Source organism: Rhodobacteraceae bacterium M385, assembly GCA_025141835.1.
GTDB lineage: Bacteria > Pseudomonadota > Alphaproteobacteria > Rhodobacterales > Rhodobacteraceae > Gymnodinialimonas.
The window spans coordinates 2,749,350-2,768,240 of record CP081102.1 but is presented as its reverse complement, the minus strand read 5'-3'; the positions used below and the strand labels follow the sequence as shown (position 1 = coordinate 2,768,240).

Here is an 18,891-nt window from a genome sequence, read left to right as displayed (position 1 = left end):
CTCGTGTTACCGTTTTAGGTCGAATAAGCATTTTTACTTATGCATTCTGAATGTGAACGCGAATAGTTAACAAACCCTTTAAGAAGAATTGGAAGAAAAAGGATGCAGCAAGAAACCGCCGAAACAAAGGCGCTGGCGTTGCTGGCATGGCTGGCAGGGCACGATGAAATCCTGCCAGTTTTCATGGGGGCCACGGGCGTCGGAGAGGACGATCTTCGCGCCCGTGCCGCAGAGCCGGAGTTCCTTGCCTCGATGATGGATTTTCTGCTGATGGACGATAATTGGGTGATGCAGGGGGCAGAATCGACGGGCATCGCGGCCCAAGAATTTGTTCTGATCCGCGCCGCCTTGCCCGGCGGAGAGCAGGTGAACTGGACATGACTTTGCGCGTTCAAGGAATTGTCTTCGATAAAGACGGCGTGCTGTTCGACTTTCAAAAGACATGGGGCGCTTGGGCGCACCGAATGATTGAGGCGCTGGCACAGGGGGACGAGGCGCTGGCCCAAACATTGGCGGATGCGCTTGCCTACGACCGCCCTACGCGTAACTTTCGCCCCGAAAGCTTTGTAATCGCAGGCCCGGCCCATGATGTGTCTCGCGTGATTGCGGATCATTTACCTGATCGTAACTTCTCGGAGGTACACGAGTTTCTAGTGACCCAAGCCGCGCAAACGCCCCTTGCCCCGGCGGTTCCGTTGCGGCCGACGCTGATGGACCTCAAGTCGCGCGGGCTGCGCCTTGGGGTGGCGACCAATGATGCAGAGCGGGCGGCGAAGGCGCAATTGGCCTCGGAGAACGCGTTGGACGTGTTCGATTTGGTGTGCGGTTTTGATAGTGGCTTTGGCGCAAAGCCAGAACCGGGCATGTGTTTGGCTTTTGCCGATACCACGGGGATCGCTCCCGATGCGCTGGTGATGGTGGGCGACAGCACCCACGACATGGACGCAGGCCGGGCGGCTGGGTTCACCTGTGTTGCCGTTCTGACCGGGGTGGCAACGGCCGATGATCTTGCGCCCTACGCCGATGTCGTCCTGCCCGATATCGCCGCTTTGGGGGCGTGGCTCGATACGTTCTGATCCATGAAGGGCGAAATACGACGCCGCGCCGTCGCAATCGGCCAAACGCGGGCGCGGGTGCTTGGGTGATGGTTAGGGCAGCCCTGAAGGAAGTCTGCCCCATGACCGAAGCCCAACCACCCCGCCGTCGCCGAGCAGGAGGTCGAGCCGCCGGCACAGCACGCGCAACGGCCCATGCGATCGACCAGCAGCCGTGGCGCTTGCCCCGTAACAACGACCGCCCGACAGAGCCGTTGGATGAGGAAGGCGTCCTGACGCTGCACAAGGGTGCGATGCGCATTCTGTCAGAGATCGGGATCGAGTTTCTCAACGAAGAGGCGGTGGGATACCTGCGCGAAGCGGGCTGCAAGGTTGAAAGGCAGAACGTGTTCTTCGATCCTAAATTCGTGGAAGAAATGGTCGCCCGTGCCCCGGAAACCTTCACCATCACCCCCCGGAATCCCGACCGGAAGCTGATTATGGGCGGCAACTACATGCTGTTCGGGAATGTCTCATCTCCGCCCAATGCTTGGGATCTGGAGCGGGGCAAACGCCCCGGCGACATGGAAACCTATGTGGAATTCATCAAGCTTACCCAATATTTTAACTGCATCCACTTCGCGGGCGGCTATCCGGTGGAGCCGATTGATGTCCACGCCAGCGTGCGGCACCTTGATTGTCTGTTTGAGAAACTGACCCTGACCGACAAAGTCGCCCACGCCTATTCCCTTGGGGCCGAGCGTGTTGACGATGTGATGGAGATGGTGCGCATCGCGGGTGGCCTGACCGACGCCGAATTTGATGCGTCGCCCCGGATGTACACGAACATCAACTCTGTCTCGCCCTTGAAACACGACTTCCCGATGCTTGATGGGGCGATGCGTCTGGCGCGGCGCGGGCAACCTGTGGTGGTGACACCCTTCACCCTTGCCGGAGCCATGGCACCGGTCACGCTGGCAGGCGCTGTATCGCTTAGCCTTGCGGAAGGGCTCGCCGCGATTGCTCTGCTGCAATGGATCGCGCCGGGGTGCCCGGTGGCGATTGGGACGTTCACTTCGAACGTCGATATGAAGTCCGGCGCGCCCGCCTTTGGGACGCCAGAATACATGCGCGCCACCCAAATGACCGGCCAGATGGCGCGGTTCTACGGCCTGCCGATGCGGGCCAGCGGCGTTTGCGCCGCGAATGTGCCCGACGGTCAAGCGATGTGGGAGACGTCCAATTCCCTTTGGTCCGGGGTGCAGGCGGGCGCGAACATGATCTACCACGCCGCCGGTTGGCTGGAAGGGGGGCTAATCGCCTCGCCCGAAAAGTTCGTGATGGATTGCGAGGTGATCCAGCAAATCCAGCGCTATTTTGAGCCACAGATGACGGGCGTGTCCGAGGACGATCTGGGTTTCGATGCGATCAAGGAAGTCGGCCCCGGTGGCCACTTTTTTGGCTGCCAGCACACCCAAGACCGCTATCAAGAGGCGTTCTACGGCCCGTTTCTGTCGGATTGGCGCAACTTTGAAGCCTGGCGCCTGGACGGCGCCGTTTGGACAGCCGAGCGCGCCCATAAAACCTACAAAGAAATCCTCGGAGAGTTCGAGGCCCCGCCCATGGATGTCGCGATCCGCGATGAATTGGCGGATTTCGTGGCCCGTCGAAAATCCGAGGGCGGTGCGCCGACCGATTTCTAAACGTGCGGGCGGCAAAGGATTTGTTTACCTCTGTTCTCTAGGCTCCCCCTCAGCAGCCCCTTGAAGAGGATACAGCTGAACCATGCACGGGATGATAAATCGCGCGCTTCAAGGGTTCATCGTCGAAACCTACGGGAAAGATGTATGGGCAGAGGTTCGGTCCGTCGCCGACCTTCGCTTTGATGAGTTTGAAGCCATGTTGCACTACGATGATGCGCTGACCGTGTCATGTTTTGAAGCTGTGACCCGCATCGTGCATCAACCAGAAGTTTCGCTGTTGGAAGACTTGGGCACCTTCCTGATCACTCACCCTCCACTGGACCCGCTGCGCCGCTTGCTTCGATTTGGCGGGGCGAGTTTTGCTGAATTTGTGCTGTCCCTGGAGGAATTGGCCGATCGTGGGCGCATGGCCATTCCGGACATAGAGGTCCCTGAAATTACGGTGCGCCAGATCGACGTGGCGGAATTTGAACTCAGCGCCCGTTGGCGATTGCCGGGCATCGGGGCGCTTTTGTTGGGGTCGCTGCGCGCGATGGCGGACGACTACGGCGCATTGGCGTTTTTGCAGTTCGTCTCCAGCGATGGCGGGGAGGATCGCCTGAACATCGTTATACATGACGCACACCACGCCGAAGGTCGGGACTTCGTGCTGGCAGAGGCAGCCCTATGAATATTTGCGCCCCGGTTGCCGCCCGTTGCCTTTCCTTGTCTCTAGAGGTGCTGGACCTGTTGATGCCGATGCATGTGGCTGTCGATAATGACGGTTGTGTCACCCACGCGGGCCCGACGATCCTGAAGCTTCTTGGCGACGCGCCTATAATCGGCGTTCCCTTGCTTGACGCTTTCGACCTTCGCCGCCCCGGCGGGCTTAACTGCTTTGAGGATGTGAAGCACCGGGCCGGTCAACGGTTATCACTGGCGCCCCGGTCAGCGGATCATCTGCCGTTACGGGGGGTGATTATGCCATTGCCGGGGGAAGAGGGGATGATCCTTGATATCTCGCTCGGGCTATCATTTGCGCGCGCGGTGGCTGACTTTTCCCTGACCCTGCATGACTTTTCGCCCTGCGATCAGACGATTGAGCTTTTGTACTTGCACGAGGCGAACGCTTCGACCTCGCAATTGTCCCGACGTCTGTCCGAACGGCTACAGGCGGCCCATGCCGCAGCGCAGGAACAGGCGCGCACCGATGTGCTAACCGGCCTGAAGAACCGCCGGGCGATGGATGATGAGTTGGAGCATCTGCTGGTGGAGCGGAACCATGATTTCTCTCTCCTCCATCTGGATCTGGACCTGTTCAAACACGTGAACGACACTTACGGCCATGCCGCAGGGGACGCCGTTTTGATGGAGGTGGGGCGCATCCTGACCGAGGAATTGCGCCGCACTGATCTGCCCGCCCGCGTCGGCGGGGATGAGTTTCTGGTGATCTTGCGTCCCGCGATGTCCGATGAGGTCGCAGGAAGCGTCGCGGCACGGCTGATTGACCGGATTGAACAACCAATTCAGGTGGAAGATACCCAATGCAGCGTGTCAGCCAGTGTTGGCATCGTATCAACTGATCGATACCGGACCCGCCCCTCGATTGAACAGGTTCTGGCGGACGTTGATAGCGCCTTGTATCAGGCCAAGAACGCTGGACGGGGGCGTTTTGTGATCTCGAACGGCGGCGGAAGAGTGCCGGACGCAGCCCGACAACCGTGATCACCGGCCGAGGTGTTTTGCTCACCCTTGGTCAGCTTTGCGCAGCTCCGCTTTCTGCACCTTACCCATCGCGTTGCGAGGCAGTTCCCTAAGAATTCGTACATGGCGCGGGATCTTGAAACGGGCCAGCCGGCCTGAAAGCGCCTCGATGATCGCGGCGGCGTCAGTGTTGCCGTGGGCTTCCAGTACCACAGCGGCGGCGACAACTTCGCCTAAATCAGGGTGCGCCACGCCGTAGACGGCGCTTTCGACGACGCCGGGCAAGGCGTCAATCTCGACCTCAACCTCTTTCGGATAAATGTTAAATCCTCCAGAGATTACCAAATCCTTTTCGCGCCCGACGATAGAAACATAGCCATCGGCGTCCTTCTGGCCCAAATCCCCGGTGATGAACCACCCGTCCTTGGTGAAGCTTTCTTCCGTCTTTTCCGCGTTCCGCCAATAACCGGGGGTCACATTCGGCCCGCGCACCTCAATCCCGCCGATACCCGCATCGTCGCGGTTGGCAAGGCGCAGCGAAACGCCGGGGAGGGGGTGGCCAACAGTGCCCGCGCGGCGGTCGCCCGTATAGGGGTTGGAGGTGATCATATTCGTCTCGGTCATGCCGTATCGCTCCAAGATCGCATGGCCCGTCTGCGCCTCAAACGCCTTGTGGCTTTCCGCCAAGAGCGGCGCAGAACCCGAGATGATAAGCCGCATGTGCGACAGGGCTGCCCTGTCAAAGCGCGGGTCGCCAACCATTCTTGTATAAAAAGTCGGCACGCCCATAATCGTTGTGGCTTGCGGCACCAATTCTGCCAATTGATCTAGGTTGAACGAGGGGCAGAAGATCAACTGCCCGCCCACGGCAAGGATAACATTGGTGGCAACAAATAGCCCGTGAGTGTGGAAGACGGGCAGGGCGTGCAGCAACACATCGTCCGCCGTGAATTGCCAGTGATCCTTCAGCGCAAGCGCGTTGGAGATCAGGTTATCGTGGGTCAGCATCGCCCCCTTGGAGCGCCCGGTCGTGCCCGAGGTGTAAAGGATCGCCGCCAGATCACCCGCGTCACGGGGCACAGGCGCCATCGTCGTGCCGCCCGCATGGACCAAGTCGGCTGGTGCCGCGACAGCGACGCCACGGGCTTCGGCGACGGGGCGGGCTGCTTGGGTTGTCGCGTCAAGGATCAGCAGGGCGGGCTCTGCGTCTTCAAGAAAGTAATCCAATTCCGCCGGCGTATAGGCCGTGTTGAGGGGGACGAATACCGCCCCCGCGGTGACCGTAGCCAGATACAGGATGAGCGCCTCGGGGGATTTTGCGATCTGGCACAGCACGCGATCTCCGGGCGCAACACCGGTGGCGGACAATGCGGCAGCCGTGGTGGAAACGGCGCCGCGCAACGCCCCGTAGCTCATGGGCGCGCCTCCGGGTTCTGTCAGGAACACCGCGTCATCGTGTTGGTGGGTCAGAAGGGCGCTATGCAGTGGGTTCGTCATCGGCTCGTCTCTTGCGCACCCGACATTGCGGGCGAGGGCTTCGGGTTCAGCGGCAGCAACGGGCCGCCGCCTGGTTGGCGTTACAGAAGCAATTAACCATTCTGCACAAACTTGCGCCATGCCCTTTAGCAGGGCCAAAGCGCGGCATGTCCGAAGACGGCGCTTCTACAGCAGGCTTCGTGCCCCCCAAACTTCTGCCATATAGCCTCGGATCGTACGGTCGGACGAGAAATGGCCCGAGCCTGCGATGTTGCGAAGGGCAAGGCGTTGCCAATGGGTTTGGTCCTTGTAGGCCGCATCCACTTCAGCCTGCGTGGCGACGTAGGCATCAAAGTCCGAAGCCACAAGGAACGGATCGTGGTTCCAGGTTGCGTCGATAAGGCCGTGATATCGCTTGGGTTCCTCAGCAGAGAAGCGGCCATCGGCGATGATCTGCAAAACCTCGGCCAGCATTGGGCTTGCCAAAATCGCCTTCCGTCCGTGGTCGGCCACGCCGTAACGCGCCTGCACAGCGTTGGCATCCATGCCGAACAAAAAGAAATTTTCGGCCCCAACACGTTCGCGGATTTCCACATTGGCCCCGTCCAGCGTGCCAATTGTTAACGCACCGTTCATGGTGAACTTCATGTTGCCGGTTCCCGAGGCCTCTTTCCCCGCCGTCGAAATCTGCTCGGACAGGTCGGCGGCCGGGATCAGGCGCTGCGCCATGGAAACATTGTAATTGGCCGGATAGATCACCTTCAGCCGATCCCGCATCAGCGGATCACTGTTAACAACGGCGGCTACATCATTGATAAGGCGGATAATATCCTTGGCGACCCAATAGCCGGGTGCGGCCTTGCCGCCGAAAATTTTGACCCGTGGCGTCCAATCTGCGTCTGGATTGTTGCGGATCGCGTTCCAGCGATGGATCGTTTCAAAAACATTCAGAAGCTGGCGCTTGTATTCGTGAATGCGCTTGATCTGCACATCGAACATGGCGTCGGGGTTCAGGGTCACTCCAACATTGGCGGCCACCCAGTCGGACAGCGCCACCTTGTTGGCGCGTTTGGCGGCTTGCAGACGTGCGATGACATCGGTGTCGTTCTCAAAGGTTGAGAGTTCGCCCAAACGCCTAAGGTCCGCCTCCCAACCGTCACCAATAACGTCAGTAATCAGGCTGCTCAGGGCAGGGTTGGACAGGCGCATCCAGCGGCGCGGCGTCACGCCGTTAGTTTGGTTAAGGATGCGTTCGGGGTAGGCGGCGTCCAGTTCCGCGAAGACCGTCTGCTTCATCAGGTCCGAATGCAGCGCCGACACGCCGTTCACATGGGATGCCATGACAAAGGCCAAAGTGCCCATATGAACTTGATCTTGATACACAATCCCAAGATGAGGGGGGCAGTTTGTTGCCGCTTGATGCTCTGCATCAATGCGCTCGATTATCTGCATATGGTGGGGCAGGACGCGACCCATTAGCCAAGTCGACCAAGCCTCCAACGCCTCGGGCAGAAGGGTGTGGTTGGTGTAGTTCAGGCAGCCTTGGGCGATGCGTTTGGCAGTGTCCCAATCCAACCCGTGATCCACCATCAAAAGCCGGATCATTTCGGGTCCGGCCAAGGCGGGGTGGGTGTCGTTCATCTGGATTGCCACCTTTTCGGGCAGCAGGTTCAGGTCGTCATATTCGCTGAGGAACCGGCGCAGCAGGTCTTGCAAAGCGGCGGAGACAAGGAAGAATTCCTGCTTCAATCGCAGCTCTTTGCCGCCGTCGGTGGCATCTTCGGGGTAGAGGACGCGGGACAGGGTGCGGGCCAATGCCTCGGGATGGGCGGCGGCGGTGTGGTCGCCGGAATTGAACCGATCGAGGTCAAAAAGCTCGGTCGGATGTGCCCCCCAAAGGCGCAGGGTGTTGGCCCATTTGCCCTGCCATCCCACGACGGGCGTATCATAGGCGCGCGCCAAAACGGTTTCCGCAGGCGTCCAGACGCCATCCCAGACGGTGCCCTTGAAGGGGATCGTGTAGGCGGCTTCGGGGCGCTCAAACTCCCACGGATGGGGTTGGTTCAGCCAATCTTCAGGGGTTTCCACCTGCCGCCCGCCTTCAAACCGCTGCCGGAAAAGCCCGTGTTCGTAGCGGATGCCATAGCCGAACGCAGGGCAGCCAATGGTGGACATGGATTCCAGAAAACAAGCGGCCAGACGGCCCAAACCGCCGTTGCCAAGGGCAGCGTCGGGTTCATCCTCCACCACCTCGGCCAGCGAGATGCCATCTTCTGCCAAGACGCTGTCGATCTGTTTGTGAAGGCCAAGGTTAATCATCGCATCTTCCAAGATGCGGCCAATCAGAAATTCCATCGACAGGTAATAAACGCGCTTTCCCTGCGCCTCGTAGGTGCGGCGCGTGGCGGCGAACCAAGGCTCCACTATCAGGTCACGGACAGTGTAGCTGACAGCCATGCGCCAGTCGTACAAGCTGGCGTGGGCTTTGTCCTTGCCGATTGTAAACGTCAGATGTTGTGCGATGCGCGCGCGCATCCCGTCGGAGGAGAGGTCTGACATAGCGTTCATGGGGCCGTCCCTTTATCGATATCAGGGACGGCTTGCCACGTTTCTGCGGAAGTTAACAGACAAAGGCACCGCTTTTGGGCCGCGCCCTTAGGTAATCACGTTGGGCGCATCCCGCCCGGTCAACGCTTGTAGATCGGAAAGCGTTAAAGCGGCGCTAACGACCGGGGCCAACGCGTCTTGCGGCGACTGCGAAAGGGCATCGGCGGCGGTCTCCAGACGCTCCAGATAGACGCGGATTGTGGCCCCTACGGTGCCTGTCCCCGACAGGCGGAACACGGCCCGCGCGCCACCTGCAAAGCCGATGCGGATGCCTTGGGCTTCGGTGCGGGCACCGTCGACCGGATCGTCGTAGGCGAATTCATCGGCGAAGTTCACCGTCAGCCCTGCAACCTCACGGCCCGGCAGGTTTGAAAGCTGCGCCCGCAACCCGTCCATCACGGTTTCTGCCTTGGCGGTTTCGACATCTTCATAATCATAGCGCGTGTAGTAGCAGCGCCCGTAGTCGCGCCAGAGCGCCTCCATGATCTGAGCGACAGATTGGCCGCTTTCCGCAAGGATGTTGAGCCACAACAGAACCGCCCATAGGCCGTCTTTCTCTCGGACATGGTCCGATCCGGTGCCGGCGCTTTCCTCTCCACATAGGGTCACGCGGCCGGCGTCCAGAAGGTTGCCGAAGAACTTCCAGCCCGTGGGCGTCTCGTAGCATTCGATCCCCTGGGCCGCCGCCACCCGATCCACCGCGCCTGATGTGGGCATGGACCGTGCGACGCCCGCCAGGCCCTTGGCGTAGGCCGGGGCGCGGTGGGCGTGGGCCGCCAGAACCGCGAGACTATCGGAGGGGGTGACGTATTGGTGCGGGCCAACCACCATGTTGCGGTCGCCGTCCCCATCCGAGGCGGCGCCGAAGTCGGGCGCATTGTCGCCGTACATCTCATCCATCAGGGTCTTGGCCCAAACGGGGTTGGGGTCCGGGTGGCCGCCGCCAAAGTCGGGCGAGGGGGTGCCGTTAATCACGGTGCCCTTCGCAGCACCCAGAGTGTCTTCCAAAATCGCCGTCGCATAAGGCCCGGTCACGGCGTGCATCGCATCGAACCGCATCCGAAAGCCCGAGGCGAAAAGCGCCCGGATCTTGTCGAAATCAAACAGGCTGTCCATCAACGCCGCGTAATCTGTGACCGGGTCCACGATCTCGACCGACATCTCGCCCAAGGCTGTCTGGCCAATCGTGCCAAGGTCCACGTCCTCAGCGGTAGCAATGTGGTAGGCGCTGATCTTGGTCGTTGCCTCCACGATCTTGGCGTTGACGGCTTCAGAAGCGGGGCCGCCATTGGCACCGTTGAACTTGAGGCCAAAGTCCGCATCAATGCCGCCGGGGTTATGGCTTGCCGACAGGATAAAGCCCCCCGCCGTGCCCCGTTTGCGGATCAGGTGAGAGGCCGCAGGCGTCGATAGAACGCCGCCTTGGCCTACAATCGCCCCCGCAGCGCCGTTGGCGGCCAACATGCGCAAGATCACTTGAATGGCCCGGTCGTTGAAGTATCGCCCGTCCCCGCCCACGACCAGATTCTTGCCCGCAACGCCGCCAATGCCGTCGATGATCGACTGCACGTAGTTCTCGAGGAAATGGGGCTCCATAAATACGCGGGTCTTTTTGCGCAGACCACTGGTGCCGGGTTTCTGGCCCGCGATGGGCTGTGTGGCGACGGTGTCATGCTGCATGGATAGATCCTTCCGAATGGGGGTGGAGCTCGAACACGACGACGCTGTTGGCGTCGATGTGGGTCTCGGTACTGTGCACCGATGGGGCATCTTGGGCGGTGTCAAAGCAACGCGTCCATACTTCGCCATCCTGCAACGGCGGATGGGTGATCTGGGTCGCGTCGCCCACATTCAGCACCACAAGTAATGCAGGACCCCGAGCGGTATAGGCGGGGGTACCAGAGGCCATGCGCATCTCGACGATGATGGTCTGAAGGTCGGGGTTATCCCAATCCTCTTGCCGCATGGCGCTGCCGTCCGTGCGCCGCCAGAACAGGTCCGGCGCGCCGTCGATGTAGCGGGACTTGGAGTGCAGGAACCGCCGTTGCCGCAACACGGGGTGGGACTTGCGGAACGCAATCGCGGCCTTGCAGAAGGCAAGAAACCCGTCGTCACGGTCTTCCCAATCGACCCAACCGATCTCGCTGTCCTGACAATACGTGTTGTTGTTGCCGCCTTGGGTGTTGCCAATCTCGTCACCGGCCAAGATCAGCGGCGTGCCTTGGGACAGCATCAGCGTGGCAATCAGGTTCCGGCGGCGGCGAATTCGCGCGGCGATGATATCGGCGTTGTCGGTTTCGCCCTCGACCCCGAAATTATCGGAGTGGTTGTTGGAATGCCCGTCGCGGTTTTCCTCGCCGTTGGCCTCGTTATGCTTCTCTTTGTAGCTGACCAGATCGCGCAGGGTGAAACCGTCATGGGCGGTGATGAAGTTGACCGATGCCGTGGGTGCACGCCCATCGTGGTCAAAGAACATGGAAGAACCCGACAACCGCGCCGCCATGGCCGACACCATGCCCCCGTCGCCCCGCCAGAACTGGCGCGTGTCATCGCGGAATTTGTCGTTCCATTCGCCAAATGGCGCTTGATATGCGCCCAATTGGTAGCCGTCCGGTCCCAGGTCCCAAGGCTCAGCGATCAGCTTCACCCGGTTCAGAACCGGGTCTTGGCGGATGGCGCGGAAAAACGGCCCGTCGCGCTTGAATACGCCGTCGGTGCGGCCAAGGGATGTGCACAAATCGAACCTAAAGCCATCCACATGCATGACCTCGACCCAATAACGCAGTGAGTCCATGGCCATGCGCAGGGTGAACGGGTTGTCGAAATTCAACGAATTGCCGCAGCCCGCGTCATTCACGTAGTACCGTTTATCTTCGGTCAATCGGTAGTAGCAGGCGTTGTCGAGGCCGCGGAACGACAGGGTGGGGCCGAACTCGGACCCTTCAGCGGTGTGGTTGTAGACCACATCCAAGATCACCTCGATCCCGGCGGAATGGTAGCGGGCCACCATCTGCTGGAATTCGGCAATCGACCCATTCGACATGTACCGCGGTTCCGGGGCGAAGAAACCGTAGGTCATGTAGCCCCAGTAGTTCCGAAGGTTCTTTTCAACCAGAAAACGGTCATCCACGAAGGCTTGGATCGGCAGAAGCTCCACCGAGGTCACACCCAGATCGGTCAGGTGATCCAGCATCGCGGGCGAAGCCATGCCGCTATAGGTGCCGGGCCGTTCCACGCCGGGGTGGGTCGCTGTCAGGCCTTTAACGTGAGCCTCGTAGAACACGGTTTCATCCATCGGAACCCGCGGAGAGGCATCCGCACCCCAGCTAAACGTCGGATCGGTGACGATCGAGCGCGGCATAAAGGGCGCGCTATCGCGGGTGTCGAAGGTCAGATCATCTTCGCCATGGACATAGCCGTAAAGCGCATCATTCCAGACCGGTTGTCCTGTAAGGCGCTTGGCATAGGGGTCCATGACAAGTTTGTAGGGATTGAAGCGATGGCCGTCCTTGGGCGCATAGGGGCCGTGAACGCGGTAGCCGTATTGCTGACCCGGTCCCATACCGGGGATATAGCCGTGCCAGACATGCCCGGTACGCTCGGGCAGGGCGATCAGGTGGGTTTCCTGACCGGCGTCATTGAACAGGCACAGCATGACTTGTGTCGCATGACGAGAGAATACGGCGAAGTTCACGCCGTTGCCGTCGAAGGTTGCCCCCAAAGGGTTAGGGGAACCTGCCTCGATCGCGTAGTTTTCAAGCATTGCCTGCGGTGGCCTCATAAAGCGCGTGATAAGCGGCGGCTGAGGTGTCCCAGCCAACAGGCTGCTTCATGGCGTTACGTTGCATTGCCGTCCAGACCTTACGCTCTGCATAGAGGTCGCAGAGGCGCCCGAAGGCATTGGCCAGCGCCTCGGCGGTGATCGGCGAGAATTGAATGCCCGTGGCCACCTTGCGCGCCAAGGCGGCGGGAGAGGCGTTAATAATCGTGTCAGCTAGCCCACCCGTCAAAGCCACAAGGGGCAGGGTGCCATATCGCAACCCGTAAAGTTGCGTCAGCCCGCAGGGTTCAAAGCGCGACGGCACAAGGATGCTATCGCCCCCCGCCATCATCCGGTGGGACAGGGCCTCATCATAGCCGATTTTCACGGCCAGATTGGGTTCTTTGTCGGCCCGCTCCAACAATGCCACTTCCAGCGAAGGGTCGCCCGAGCCGAGGACAGCCACCTGACCGCCCCGCTCCAACATCACATGCAACGCGTCCAAGAGCAGGTCGATGCCCTTTTGGTCCGTCAACCGCGATACCAGCACACACAGCGGCCCCGGCGCTTTGGGAAGCTCGAACTCGGCCTGCAACGCGGCCTTGTTGGCGGCTTTGCCCTTCAGGGTCGTGTAGGGAGAAATCAGCGGGTCCGTGGCGGGGTTCCAGACATCGGTATCAATGCCGTTCACGATCCCCGTCAGGTCGCGGCGACGGTGGCGCAACACGCCGTCCATGCCCATGCCGAAATGCGGTGTCATCAGCTCTTCTGCATAGGTCTGGGACACGGTGGTGATCTGCGCCGCCCCCATAAGCCCCGCCTTCAGGGCCGAGATTTGCCCCCAGAATTCATAGTGATGGGCGTGGAAGCGCGCCGGATCAAGGCGCAGAGTTTCCAGCGCCTCGGCCCCGGTGTTGCCGTGGAAAGCGACGTTGTGAACAGTCAGCACGAAGGGCGTATTACAGCCCATCGCGGCCAGATATTCCGGCACGAACCCGGCTTGCCAATCGTGGCCGTGGACCACGGCAGGCGTCCAATCGCCCACGCCCTCCGCCGCGATGTGGGCAGCAGCATAGGACAGCGCAGCGAAGCGTTGCGGGTTGTCGGGCCAATCAGTGCCGAACGCGTCCACGTAGAGCCCGCCGTTGCGATCAAACAGGTGATCGGCCCGCAGGATCAACAGATCTAAGCCTGCATGGGTCAACGCCTCGATCGTGGCGGGGCCGCCGAACAGGTCGGCCAACCGTGCCACGACTTTGCCGCCGGTCGGCACGGCGGAGTAGCCGGGGATCAACGTGCGCAGCTCATCCCCCAAGCCCGACATGGCGCCGGGCAAGGCCCCCACAACATCGGCGAGGCCGCCGGTTTTCACCAGCGGCGCGCATTCCGATGCGACTGACAGAACCCGTGTCACTATGCTGTTCCCAAGGCTTCCGCCCGTTTATCGAGCATTTCTTGTGTAATCAGAGTGATGCCGCGGTCCGTCACCCGGAACCACTTGGCGTCCTCGGCCCGGTCCTCGCCCACCACGAGGCCTTCGGGGATGGTGACGCCGGTATCAATCACCACATGGCGCAGCCGGGCAGAGCGTTCCACCACCACGTTGGGCAAAACAACCGCATGGTCGAGCACCGCGTAAGAGTTGGTGTGGACGTTGGTGAACAGGCAAGAATTGCGCACCTCAGTGCCCGAGATGATGCAGCCCCCCGCCACCATGGACGAAATCGCCACGCCGCGTCTGTCGCGCTCATCGTGGATGAATTTCGCGGGCGGCACGCTTTCGGAATAGGTCCAGATCGGCCAGTTCTTGTCCCACAAATCCAGATCGGGGGTGAAGTTGGTCAGGTCGATATGTGCCTCCCAGAAGGCATCGACGGTGCCGACATCTTTCCAATATACGGGTGCGCCCTCGGCCCGGACACAGCTACGGTCGTAGCGGTGCGACATGGCTTTGCCGTTCTTCACGATCTCAGGAATCAGATCGTGGCCGAAGTCGTGGGTCGAGTTGGGGTCCAGCGCGTCCACTTCCAGCAGGTTGCGAAGGAAAGACCACTTGAAGACGTAAATCCCCATCGAGGCCAAAGAGCTTTTTGGATCATCCGGCATCGCTGGGGGATCGGCGGGTTTTTCAAGGAACGAGGTGATGCGCCCCGTGTCGTCCGTCGCCATCACGCCAAAGGCCGAGGCTTCTTCGCGCGGGACCGTCAGGCAGCCGACGGTCACATCGGCTCCGCTTTCGACATGCTCGCGCAGCATGATCTCGTAATCCATCTTGTAGATGTGATCGCCCGCAAGGATGATCACATAATCGACATCGTAATCATCAACGATATCAATGTTCTGTGTGACCGCATCCGCCGTGCCTGCATACCAGGCATCGGTGCCCGTGCGTTGCGAGGCGGGCAGGATATCAAGGAATTCGTTCCGCTCGGCCCGGAAGAAGTTCCAACCCCGTTGCAGGTGCCGGATCAAGCTGTGCGCCTTGTATTGCGTGGCAATCGCCATCTTCCGAATGCCGGAATTGAGCGCGTTGGACAGGGCAAAGTCGATGATCCGCGCTTTGCCGCCAAAGGGCACGGCAGGTTTTACGCGGCGGTCCGTTAATTCTTTCAGGCGGCTCCCCCGTCCTCCTGCAAGTACGAACACCATAGAGCGTTGTGTCAGTCGTTTAGTTTCCATCAAAGTTCCTCCCCGAACCTTTCAGTTAGCTTTTGAGCCGCAGTACGACCGTTGATAGTGGTGGCAGCGTCAGCGTGACTGACTGCCCGTGTCCGTCGCAGGGTGTGGCTTGCGCCGTCACAGCACCCAGATTACCGCGATTTCCGCCGCCGTAGATCTCGGCGTCGGTGTTCAGCACTTCCTCCCAAACCCCGGCGCTTGGCACACCGATACGGAAGTCCAACCGCTCAACCGGGGTAAAGTTGCACATCACCACAACGGGCGCGTCGCCCTTGTTGCCGTAGCGCACGAACCCAAGGGTCGATTGCGACGGGTCGTTACATATCCACGCAAAGCCTTCCGGCACGCAGTCCCCCACATGCAGGGCAGGGGTTTCGCGGTAGAGTTTATTGAGGTCGCGCACCAGCGTCTGCACGCCGCCGTGGGCGGGTTGGCTGGCGGCATCCCAATTCAGGTCGCCATCGTGGCTCCATTCTTCGGGCTGCGCAAATTCGCACCCCATGAACATTAGTTTCTTGCCCGGATGCATCCACATATAGCCGTAGTAGGCGCGCAGATTTGCGAATTTCTCCCACTGGGTGCCGGGCATTTTTTCCAGCATCGAGCCTTTGCCGTGCACGACTTCGTCATGGCTTATTGGCAGGATGAAATTCTCGGTGAATTGCCACATGATCGGGCGGGTCATTTCATCGTGGTGGTGTTGGCGGTAGATCGGGTCCATCTCCATGTACGACAGCGTGTCGTTCATCCACCCCATGTTCCACTTGTAGCCAAACCCAAGCCCGCCAGTGTGAACGGGTTGCGACACGCCGGGGAACGAAGTGCTTTCCTCGGCCACTGTCATCACGCTCGCATCCGCGCCGTACACGGCGACATTCATTTCTTGCAGGAAGGCGATGGCTTCAAAGTTCTCTCGCCCGCCCTCGTGGTTGGGCACCCATTGGCCTTCCTCACGGGAATAATCGCGGTAAAGCATGGAGGCCACGGCATCCACGCGCAGCCCGTCCAGATGGTATTCCTCCATCCAATAGAGCGCGTTAGACACAAGGAAGTTGCGGACTTCGGTGCGGCCATAGTTGTAAATCAGAGTGTTCCAATCTTGGTGGAACCCCTCTTTCGGGTCGGCGTGTTCATACAGATGCGTGCCGTCGAACGTGGCCAGTCCATGCTCATCGGTGGGGAAATGCCCCGGCACCCAATCAAGCAACACGCCCAAGCCTGCTGCATGGGCGGCATCGACGAAATCGCGGAACTCGTGGGGCGGGCCGAAACGGATGGTGGGCGCGTAAAGGCCCACGGGTTGATAGCCCCAAGACCCATCGAAGGGGAATTCCGACACCGGCATCAGCTCGATATGGGTGAAGCCCATGTATTTGACGTAGTTGACCAGATCTTCGGCCAGCTCTTTGTAGGACAGGGGCCTGCCGCCATCGTCATACTTGCGCCGCCAAGACCCAAGGTGAACCTCGTAGATCGACACGGGCGCATGGCGGTCCGCGGCCTCCGCACGGGTCTTCATCCAATCGCCATCGCGCCAGCCATAGCCGTCAATGTCGCGCACGACCGAGGCTTGCTCGGGCGGATGTTGCGCACCAAAGCCCACCGGGTCCGCCTTCAGGCGGGTTGCGCCATGGGCGTCGATAACGTGGTACTTATAGAGCGAGCCGTCGCCCGCGCCCTCAACCACGACTTCCCAAACGCCATTCGCATTGCCTTGAGCCATAGGGGCGCGGGACGGGTCCCAATCGTTGAAATCCCCAATCACCGAAACGGCCCGTGCGTTGGGCGCCCAAACGGCGAAATGCGTGCCCTTGGGGCCGACGTGAGCCCCCAGAACCCGCCACAACTGTCGGTGCGTGCCTTCGCCCAGAAGGTAGCCGTCGAAGTCGGAAATCATCGGCCCCGCCGGTGGGGACGTCTGAGCTGTCGGCTTGCGATCGACCTTGGTCGCTCGGGCGGCCTTGCTTGGCTTTGCGGGTGGGGATGTCTTTTTCGCCACGGTTTCTACCCTGTCTGCGGTTTCGGCACCCCTTTATGGTAGCGCTAACATCACCGCTCTGTCATTGCCTTTTGCCAATTGCAAGCGACTTAAGCGGTCGCATGAGAGGCAATAGCAGCAACCACAGCTTGGTCTGACAATGGATTTCATGCCAGCATAAACTTTACATCAAGGGGGAAACCGATGGCCGAATGGTGGCGCGACGCGGTAATTTATCAAATCTATCCGCGGTCTTATCAGGATAGTACCGGCAACGGCGTCGGCGATCTGGCGGGAATCACGCGGCGCTTGCCCCATGTGGCAGAGCTTGGCGCAGACTGCATTTGGCTGTCGCCCATTTTTCAAAGCCCGCAGGCGGATATGGGTTATGACGTGTCCGATTACCTGGCCGTCGACCCGCTTTTCGGCACGCTCGAGGACTTTGACCGGCTGATCGACGTCGCCCACGGCCTCGGCTTGAAGGTTATCACGGACCAAGTTCTGTCCCATACCTCGGACCAGCACGAATGGTTCAAAGCCTCTCGCAAGGACCGCACCAACGATAAGGCAGATTGGTACGTTTGGGCCGACCCGCTGCCCGATGGTGCGCCGCCCACCAACTGGCACAGCCACTTTGGCGGGCCCGCTTGGGAGTTTGACCCACAGCGGGGGCAGTATTACTTGCACAACTTCCTTGCCTCGCAGCCCGATCTGAATTTCCATAACCCGGATGTTCAAGACGCGATCCTAGAGACCGCGAAGTTCTGGCTGGATCGGGGGCTGGATGGATTCCGGCTCGATACGGTCAACTACTATGTTCACGACGCCAAGCTCCGCTCTAACCCGCCCGCACAAGCCAAACCGCAGGTCATGGCGACCGACCTCTATGGGATGCAGGACAACATCTACAACAAAACCCGGCCTGAGAACGTCGCCTTCCTGGAACGTCTTCGCGCCCTGACGGACCAATATGAAGGCATCATGATGGTGGGCGAAGTGGGCGAGATGGGCCACCGCTCGATCGAGATCATGGGCGAATACACCAAGGGCAGCGACCGCCTTCACATGGCTTACAGCTTCGCCATGCTTGGCCCCGATTTCACCGCCGAACACTTCCGTAACTGCATCGAAGGCTTCCAGCAGGGCGCGCCCGACGGGCATCCCTATTGGTCCTTCTCCAACCACGATGTCCCGCGCCAAGTGAGCCGTTGGGCGGAATACGCCACCAGTGACGACGCCATGGCCCGTTTCGCTTGCGCCATGTTGATGGCGTTTGAGGGCACGATTGGCATCTATCAGGGCGAGGAGTTAGGCCAGCTGGAAACCGAAATGGAATTCCACGAGCTGACCGACCCGCCCGCCATTCGCTACTGGCCCGGTGTTAAGGGCCGCGATGGCTGCCGGACACCAATGGTATGGGAAGCGGACGCGCCCAATGCGGGTTTCTCGACCGGTAAACCTTGGTTGCCGGTGAAGGCGCCTCAGGCCGCGCGAGCCGTCGATCAGCAGGGGGAGGGCAGCGTGCTGGCGTTCTACAAGGACACCATCGCCTTCCGCAAATCCAGCGACGCGCTTAGCCATGGCGCGACCGAATTCCTGAACCTGCCCGAGCCGATCCTCGGCTTCCGGCGCGTAGGGGCGCAGGTGCTGACCTGCCTGTTCAACCTCTCGCCCGAGCCTGTGACGTTGCACGTGGGCGACGCAGCGAAGCTGTCCGGCCCCTTTGCGGCCAGCTTGGACGGCACAACCCTCACGCTGCCCGGCAATGGCTTTGCCTATGTCGCAGATGCAAAAGAGGTGTCAGCGCTTTAAGCGCTGGCGGCCATGGTGCGTGTCGATCTGTCTGGAAAGAAACCACCGCCATGGCAGCCCGTAGGGGAATCGAACCCCTCTTTCCAGGTTGAAAACCTGGCGTCCTAACCGATAGACGAACGGGCCGCGCTTGGCGGTAGCGCGTCTTTAGAAAATGCG

Annotated in this window: 13 protein-coding genes and 1 tRNA gene; 6 read left to right on the top strand and 8 right to left on the bottom strand. The window is 60.5% G+C overall.

Translation table 11 applies throughout. The annotated features are described in order from the left end of the window. The first annotated feature begins 102 nt into the window (after positions 1 to 102). The 5 genes from K3728_13490 to K3728_13470 all read left to right on the top strand — a co-directional run bounded on the left by K3728_13490 (position 103) and on the right by K3728_13470 (position 4,441). Positions 103 to 381, top strand: coding sequence for a DUF3572 domain-containing protein (locus K3728_13490; protein UWQ94708.1), 279 nt, complete (start codon positions 103 to 105; stop codon positions 379 to 381). Then, a complete protein-coding gene (locus K3728_13485; GenBank protein UWQ94707.1) occupies positions 378 to 1,076 on the top strand; it encodes an HAD family hydrolase in 699 nt (232 codons plus the stop codon). Before K3728_13490 ends, K3728_13485 begins: the two co-directional genes overlap by 4 nt. 101 nt (positions 1,077 to 1,177) lie before the next feature. Further along, positions 1,178 to 2,737, top strand: a complete 1,560-nt coding sequence (locus tag K3728_13480) for a trimethylamine methyltransferase family protein (protein UWQ94706.1) — start codon at positions 1,178 to 1,180, stop codon at positions 2,735 to 2,737. A gap of 82 nt (positions 2,738 to 2,819) precedes the next feature. After that, entirely contained in the window at positions 2,820 to 3,407 is a 588-nt protein-coding gene (locus K3728_13475) for a heme NO-binding domain-containing protein (GenBank protein ID UWQ94705.1), read from the top strand. Then, positions 3,404 to 4,441, top strand: coding sequence for a diguanylate cyclase (locus tag K3728_13470; protein ID UWQ94704.1), 1,038 nt, complete (start codon positions 3,404 to 3,406; stop codon positions 4,439 to 4,441). The genes K3728_13475 and K3728_13470 overlap by 4 nt, the downstream gene beginning before the upstream one ends. Positions 4,442 to 4,462: 21 nt before the next feature. Here K3728_13470 and K3728_13465 read toward each other — a convergent pair whose 3' ends face one another. The 7 genes from K3728_13465 to glgB all read right to left on the bottom strand — a co-directional run bounded on the left by K3728_13465 (position 4,463) and on the right by glgB (position 16,839). Next, positions 4,463 to 5,917, bottom strand: a complete 1,455-nt coding sequence (locus tag K3728_13465) for an AMP-binding protein (protein ID UWQ94703.1) — start codon at positions 5,915 to 5,917, stop codon at positions 4,463 to 4,465. 165 nt (positions 5,918 to 6,082) lie between these two features. Continuing rightward, positions 6,083 to 8,464: a glycogen/starch/alpha-glucan phosphorylase gene (locus tag K3728_13460; GenBank protein ID UWQ94702.1), complete on the bottom strand. Its 2,382-nt coding sequence runs from the start codon at positions 8,462 to 8,464 to the stop codon at positions 6,083 to 6,085. 87 nt (positions 8,465 to 8,551) lie between these two features. Continuing rightward, a complete protein-coding gene (locus K3728_13455; protein UWQ94701.1) occupies positions 8,552 to 10,183 on the bottom strand; it encodes an alpha-D-glucose phosphate-specific phosphoglucomutase in 1,632 nt (543 codons plus the stop codon). Further along, positions 10,173 to 12,266, bottom strand: coding sequence for a glycogen debranching protein GlgX (gene glgX, locus K3728_13450; GenBank protein UWQ94700.1), 2,094 nt, complete (start codon positions 12,264 to 12,266; stop codon positions 10,173 to 10,175). The genes K3728_13455 and glgX overlap by 11 nt, the downstream gene beginning before the upstream one ends. Further along, complete coding sequence (gene glgA / locus K3728_13445) at positions 12,259 to 13,677, bottom strand: glycogen synthase GlgA (GenBank protein UWQ94699.1); 1,419 nt, start codon at positions 13,675 to 13,677, stop codon at positions 12,259 to 12,261. Before glgA ends, glgX begins: the two co-directional genes overlap by 8 nt. Further along, a complete protein-coding gene (glgC, locus tag K3728_13440; GenBank protein UWQ94698.1) occupies positions 13,677 to 14,942 on the bottom strand; it encodes a glucose-1-phosphate adenylyltransferase in 1,266 nt (421 codons plus the stop codon). The genes glgA and glgC overlap by 1 nt, the downstream gene beginning before the upstream one ends. A gap of 25 nt (positions 14,943 to 14,967) precedes the next feature. Continuing rightward, positions 14,968 to 16,839: a 1,4-alpha-glucan branching protein GlgB gene (glgB, locus tag K3728_13435; protein ID UWQ94697.1), complete on the bottom strand. Its 1,872-nt coding sequence runs from the start codon at positions 16,837 to 16,839 to the stop codon at positions 14,968 to 14,970. A gap of 285 nt (positions 16,840 to 17,124) precedes the next feature. Between glgB and K3728_13430 the strand changes: the two genes are divergently transcribed. After that, positions 17,125 to 18,732 (top strand): alpha-glucosidase, encoded by a 1,608-nt coding sequence (locus tag K3728_13430; protein ID UWQ94696.1) that lies wholly within the window; start codon positions 17,125 to 17,127, stop codon positions 18,730 to 18,732. 51 nt (positions 18,733 to 18,783) lie between these two features. On the opposite strand, the gene K3728_13425 is transcribed toward K3728_13430, so the two are convergent. After that, positions 18,784 to 18,858, bottom strand: a tRNA-Glu gene (locus K3728_13425). Positions 18,859 to 18,891: the final 33 nt, after the last annotated feature.

What these genes read in the sequence shown, in the direction of transcription:
- K3728_13470 (UWQ94704.1), top strand. Translation starts at nt 3,404, where the DNA reads ATGAATATTTGCGCCCCGGTTGCCGCCCGTTGCCTTTCCTTGTCTCTA.
- K3728_13465 (UWQ94703.1), bottom strand. Translation starts at nt 5,917, where the DNA reads ATGACGAACCCACTGCATAGCGCCCTTCTGACCCACCAACACGATGAC.
- glgB (UWQ94697.1), bottom strand. Translation starts at nt 16,839, where the DNA reads ATGATTTCCGACTTCGACGGCTACCTTCTGGGCGAAGGCACGCACCGA.
- K3728_13490 (UWQ94708.1), top strand. Translation starts at nt 103, where the DNA reads ATGCAGCAAGAAACCGCCGAAACAAAGGCGCTGGCGTTGCTGGCATGG.
- K3728_13455 (UWQ94701.1), bottom strand. Translation starts at nt 10,183, where the DNA reads ATGCAGCATGACACCGTCGCCACACAGCCCATCGCGGGCCAGAAACCC.
- K3728_13485 (UWQ94707.1), top strand. Translation starts at nt 378, where the DNA reads ATGACTTTGCGCGTTCAAGGAATTGTCTTCGATAAAGACGGCGTGCTG.
- glgX (UWQ94700.1), bottom strand. Translation starts at nt 12,266, where the DNA reads ATGCTTGAAAACTACGCGATCGAGGCAGGTTCCCCTAACCCTTTGGGG.
- K3728_13460 (UWQ94702.1), bottom strand. Translation starts at nt 8,464, where the DNA reads ATGAACGCTATGTCAGACCTCTCCTCCGACGGGATGCGCGCGCGCATC.
- K3728_13430 (UWQ94696.1), top strand. Translation starts at nt 17,125, where the DNA reads ATGGCCGAATGGTGGCGCGACGCGGTAATTTATCAAATCTATCCGCGG.
- glgC (UWQ94698.1), bottom strand. Translation starts at nt 14,942, where the DNA reads ATGGAAACTAAACGACTGACACAACGCTCTATGGTGTTCGTACTTGCA.
- K3728_13480 (UWQ94706.1), top strand. Translation starts at nt 1,178, where the DNA reads ATGACCGAAGCCCAACCACCCCGCCGTCGCCGAGCAGGAGGTCGAGCC.
- K3728_13475 (UWQ94705.1), top strand. Translation starts at nt 2,820, where the DNA reads ATGCACGGGATGATAAATCGCGCGCTTCAAGGGTTCATCGTCGAAACC.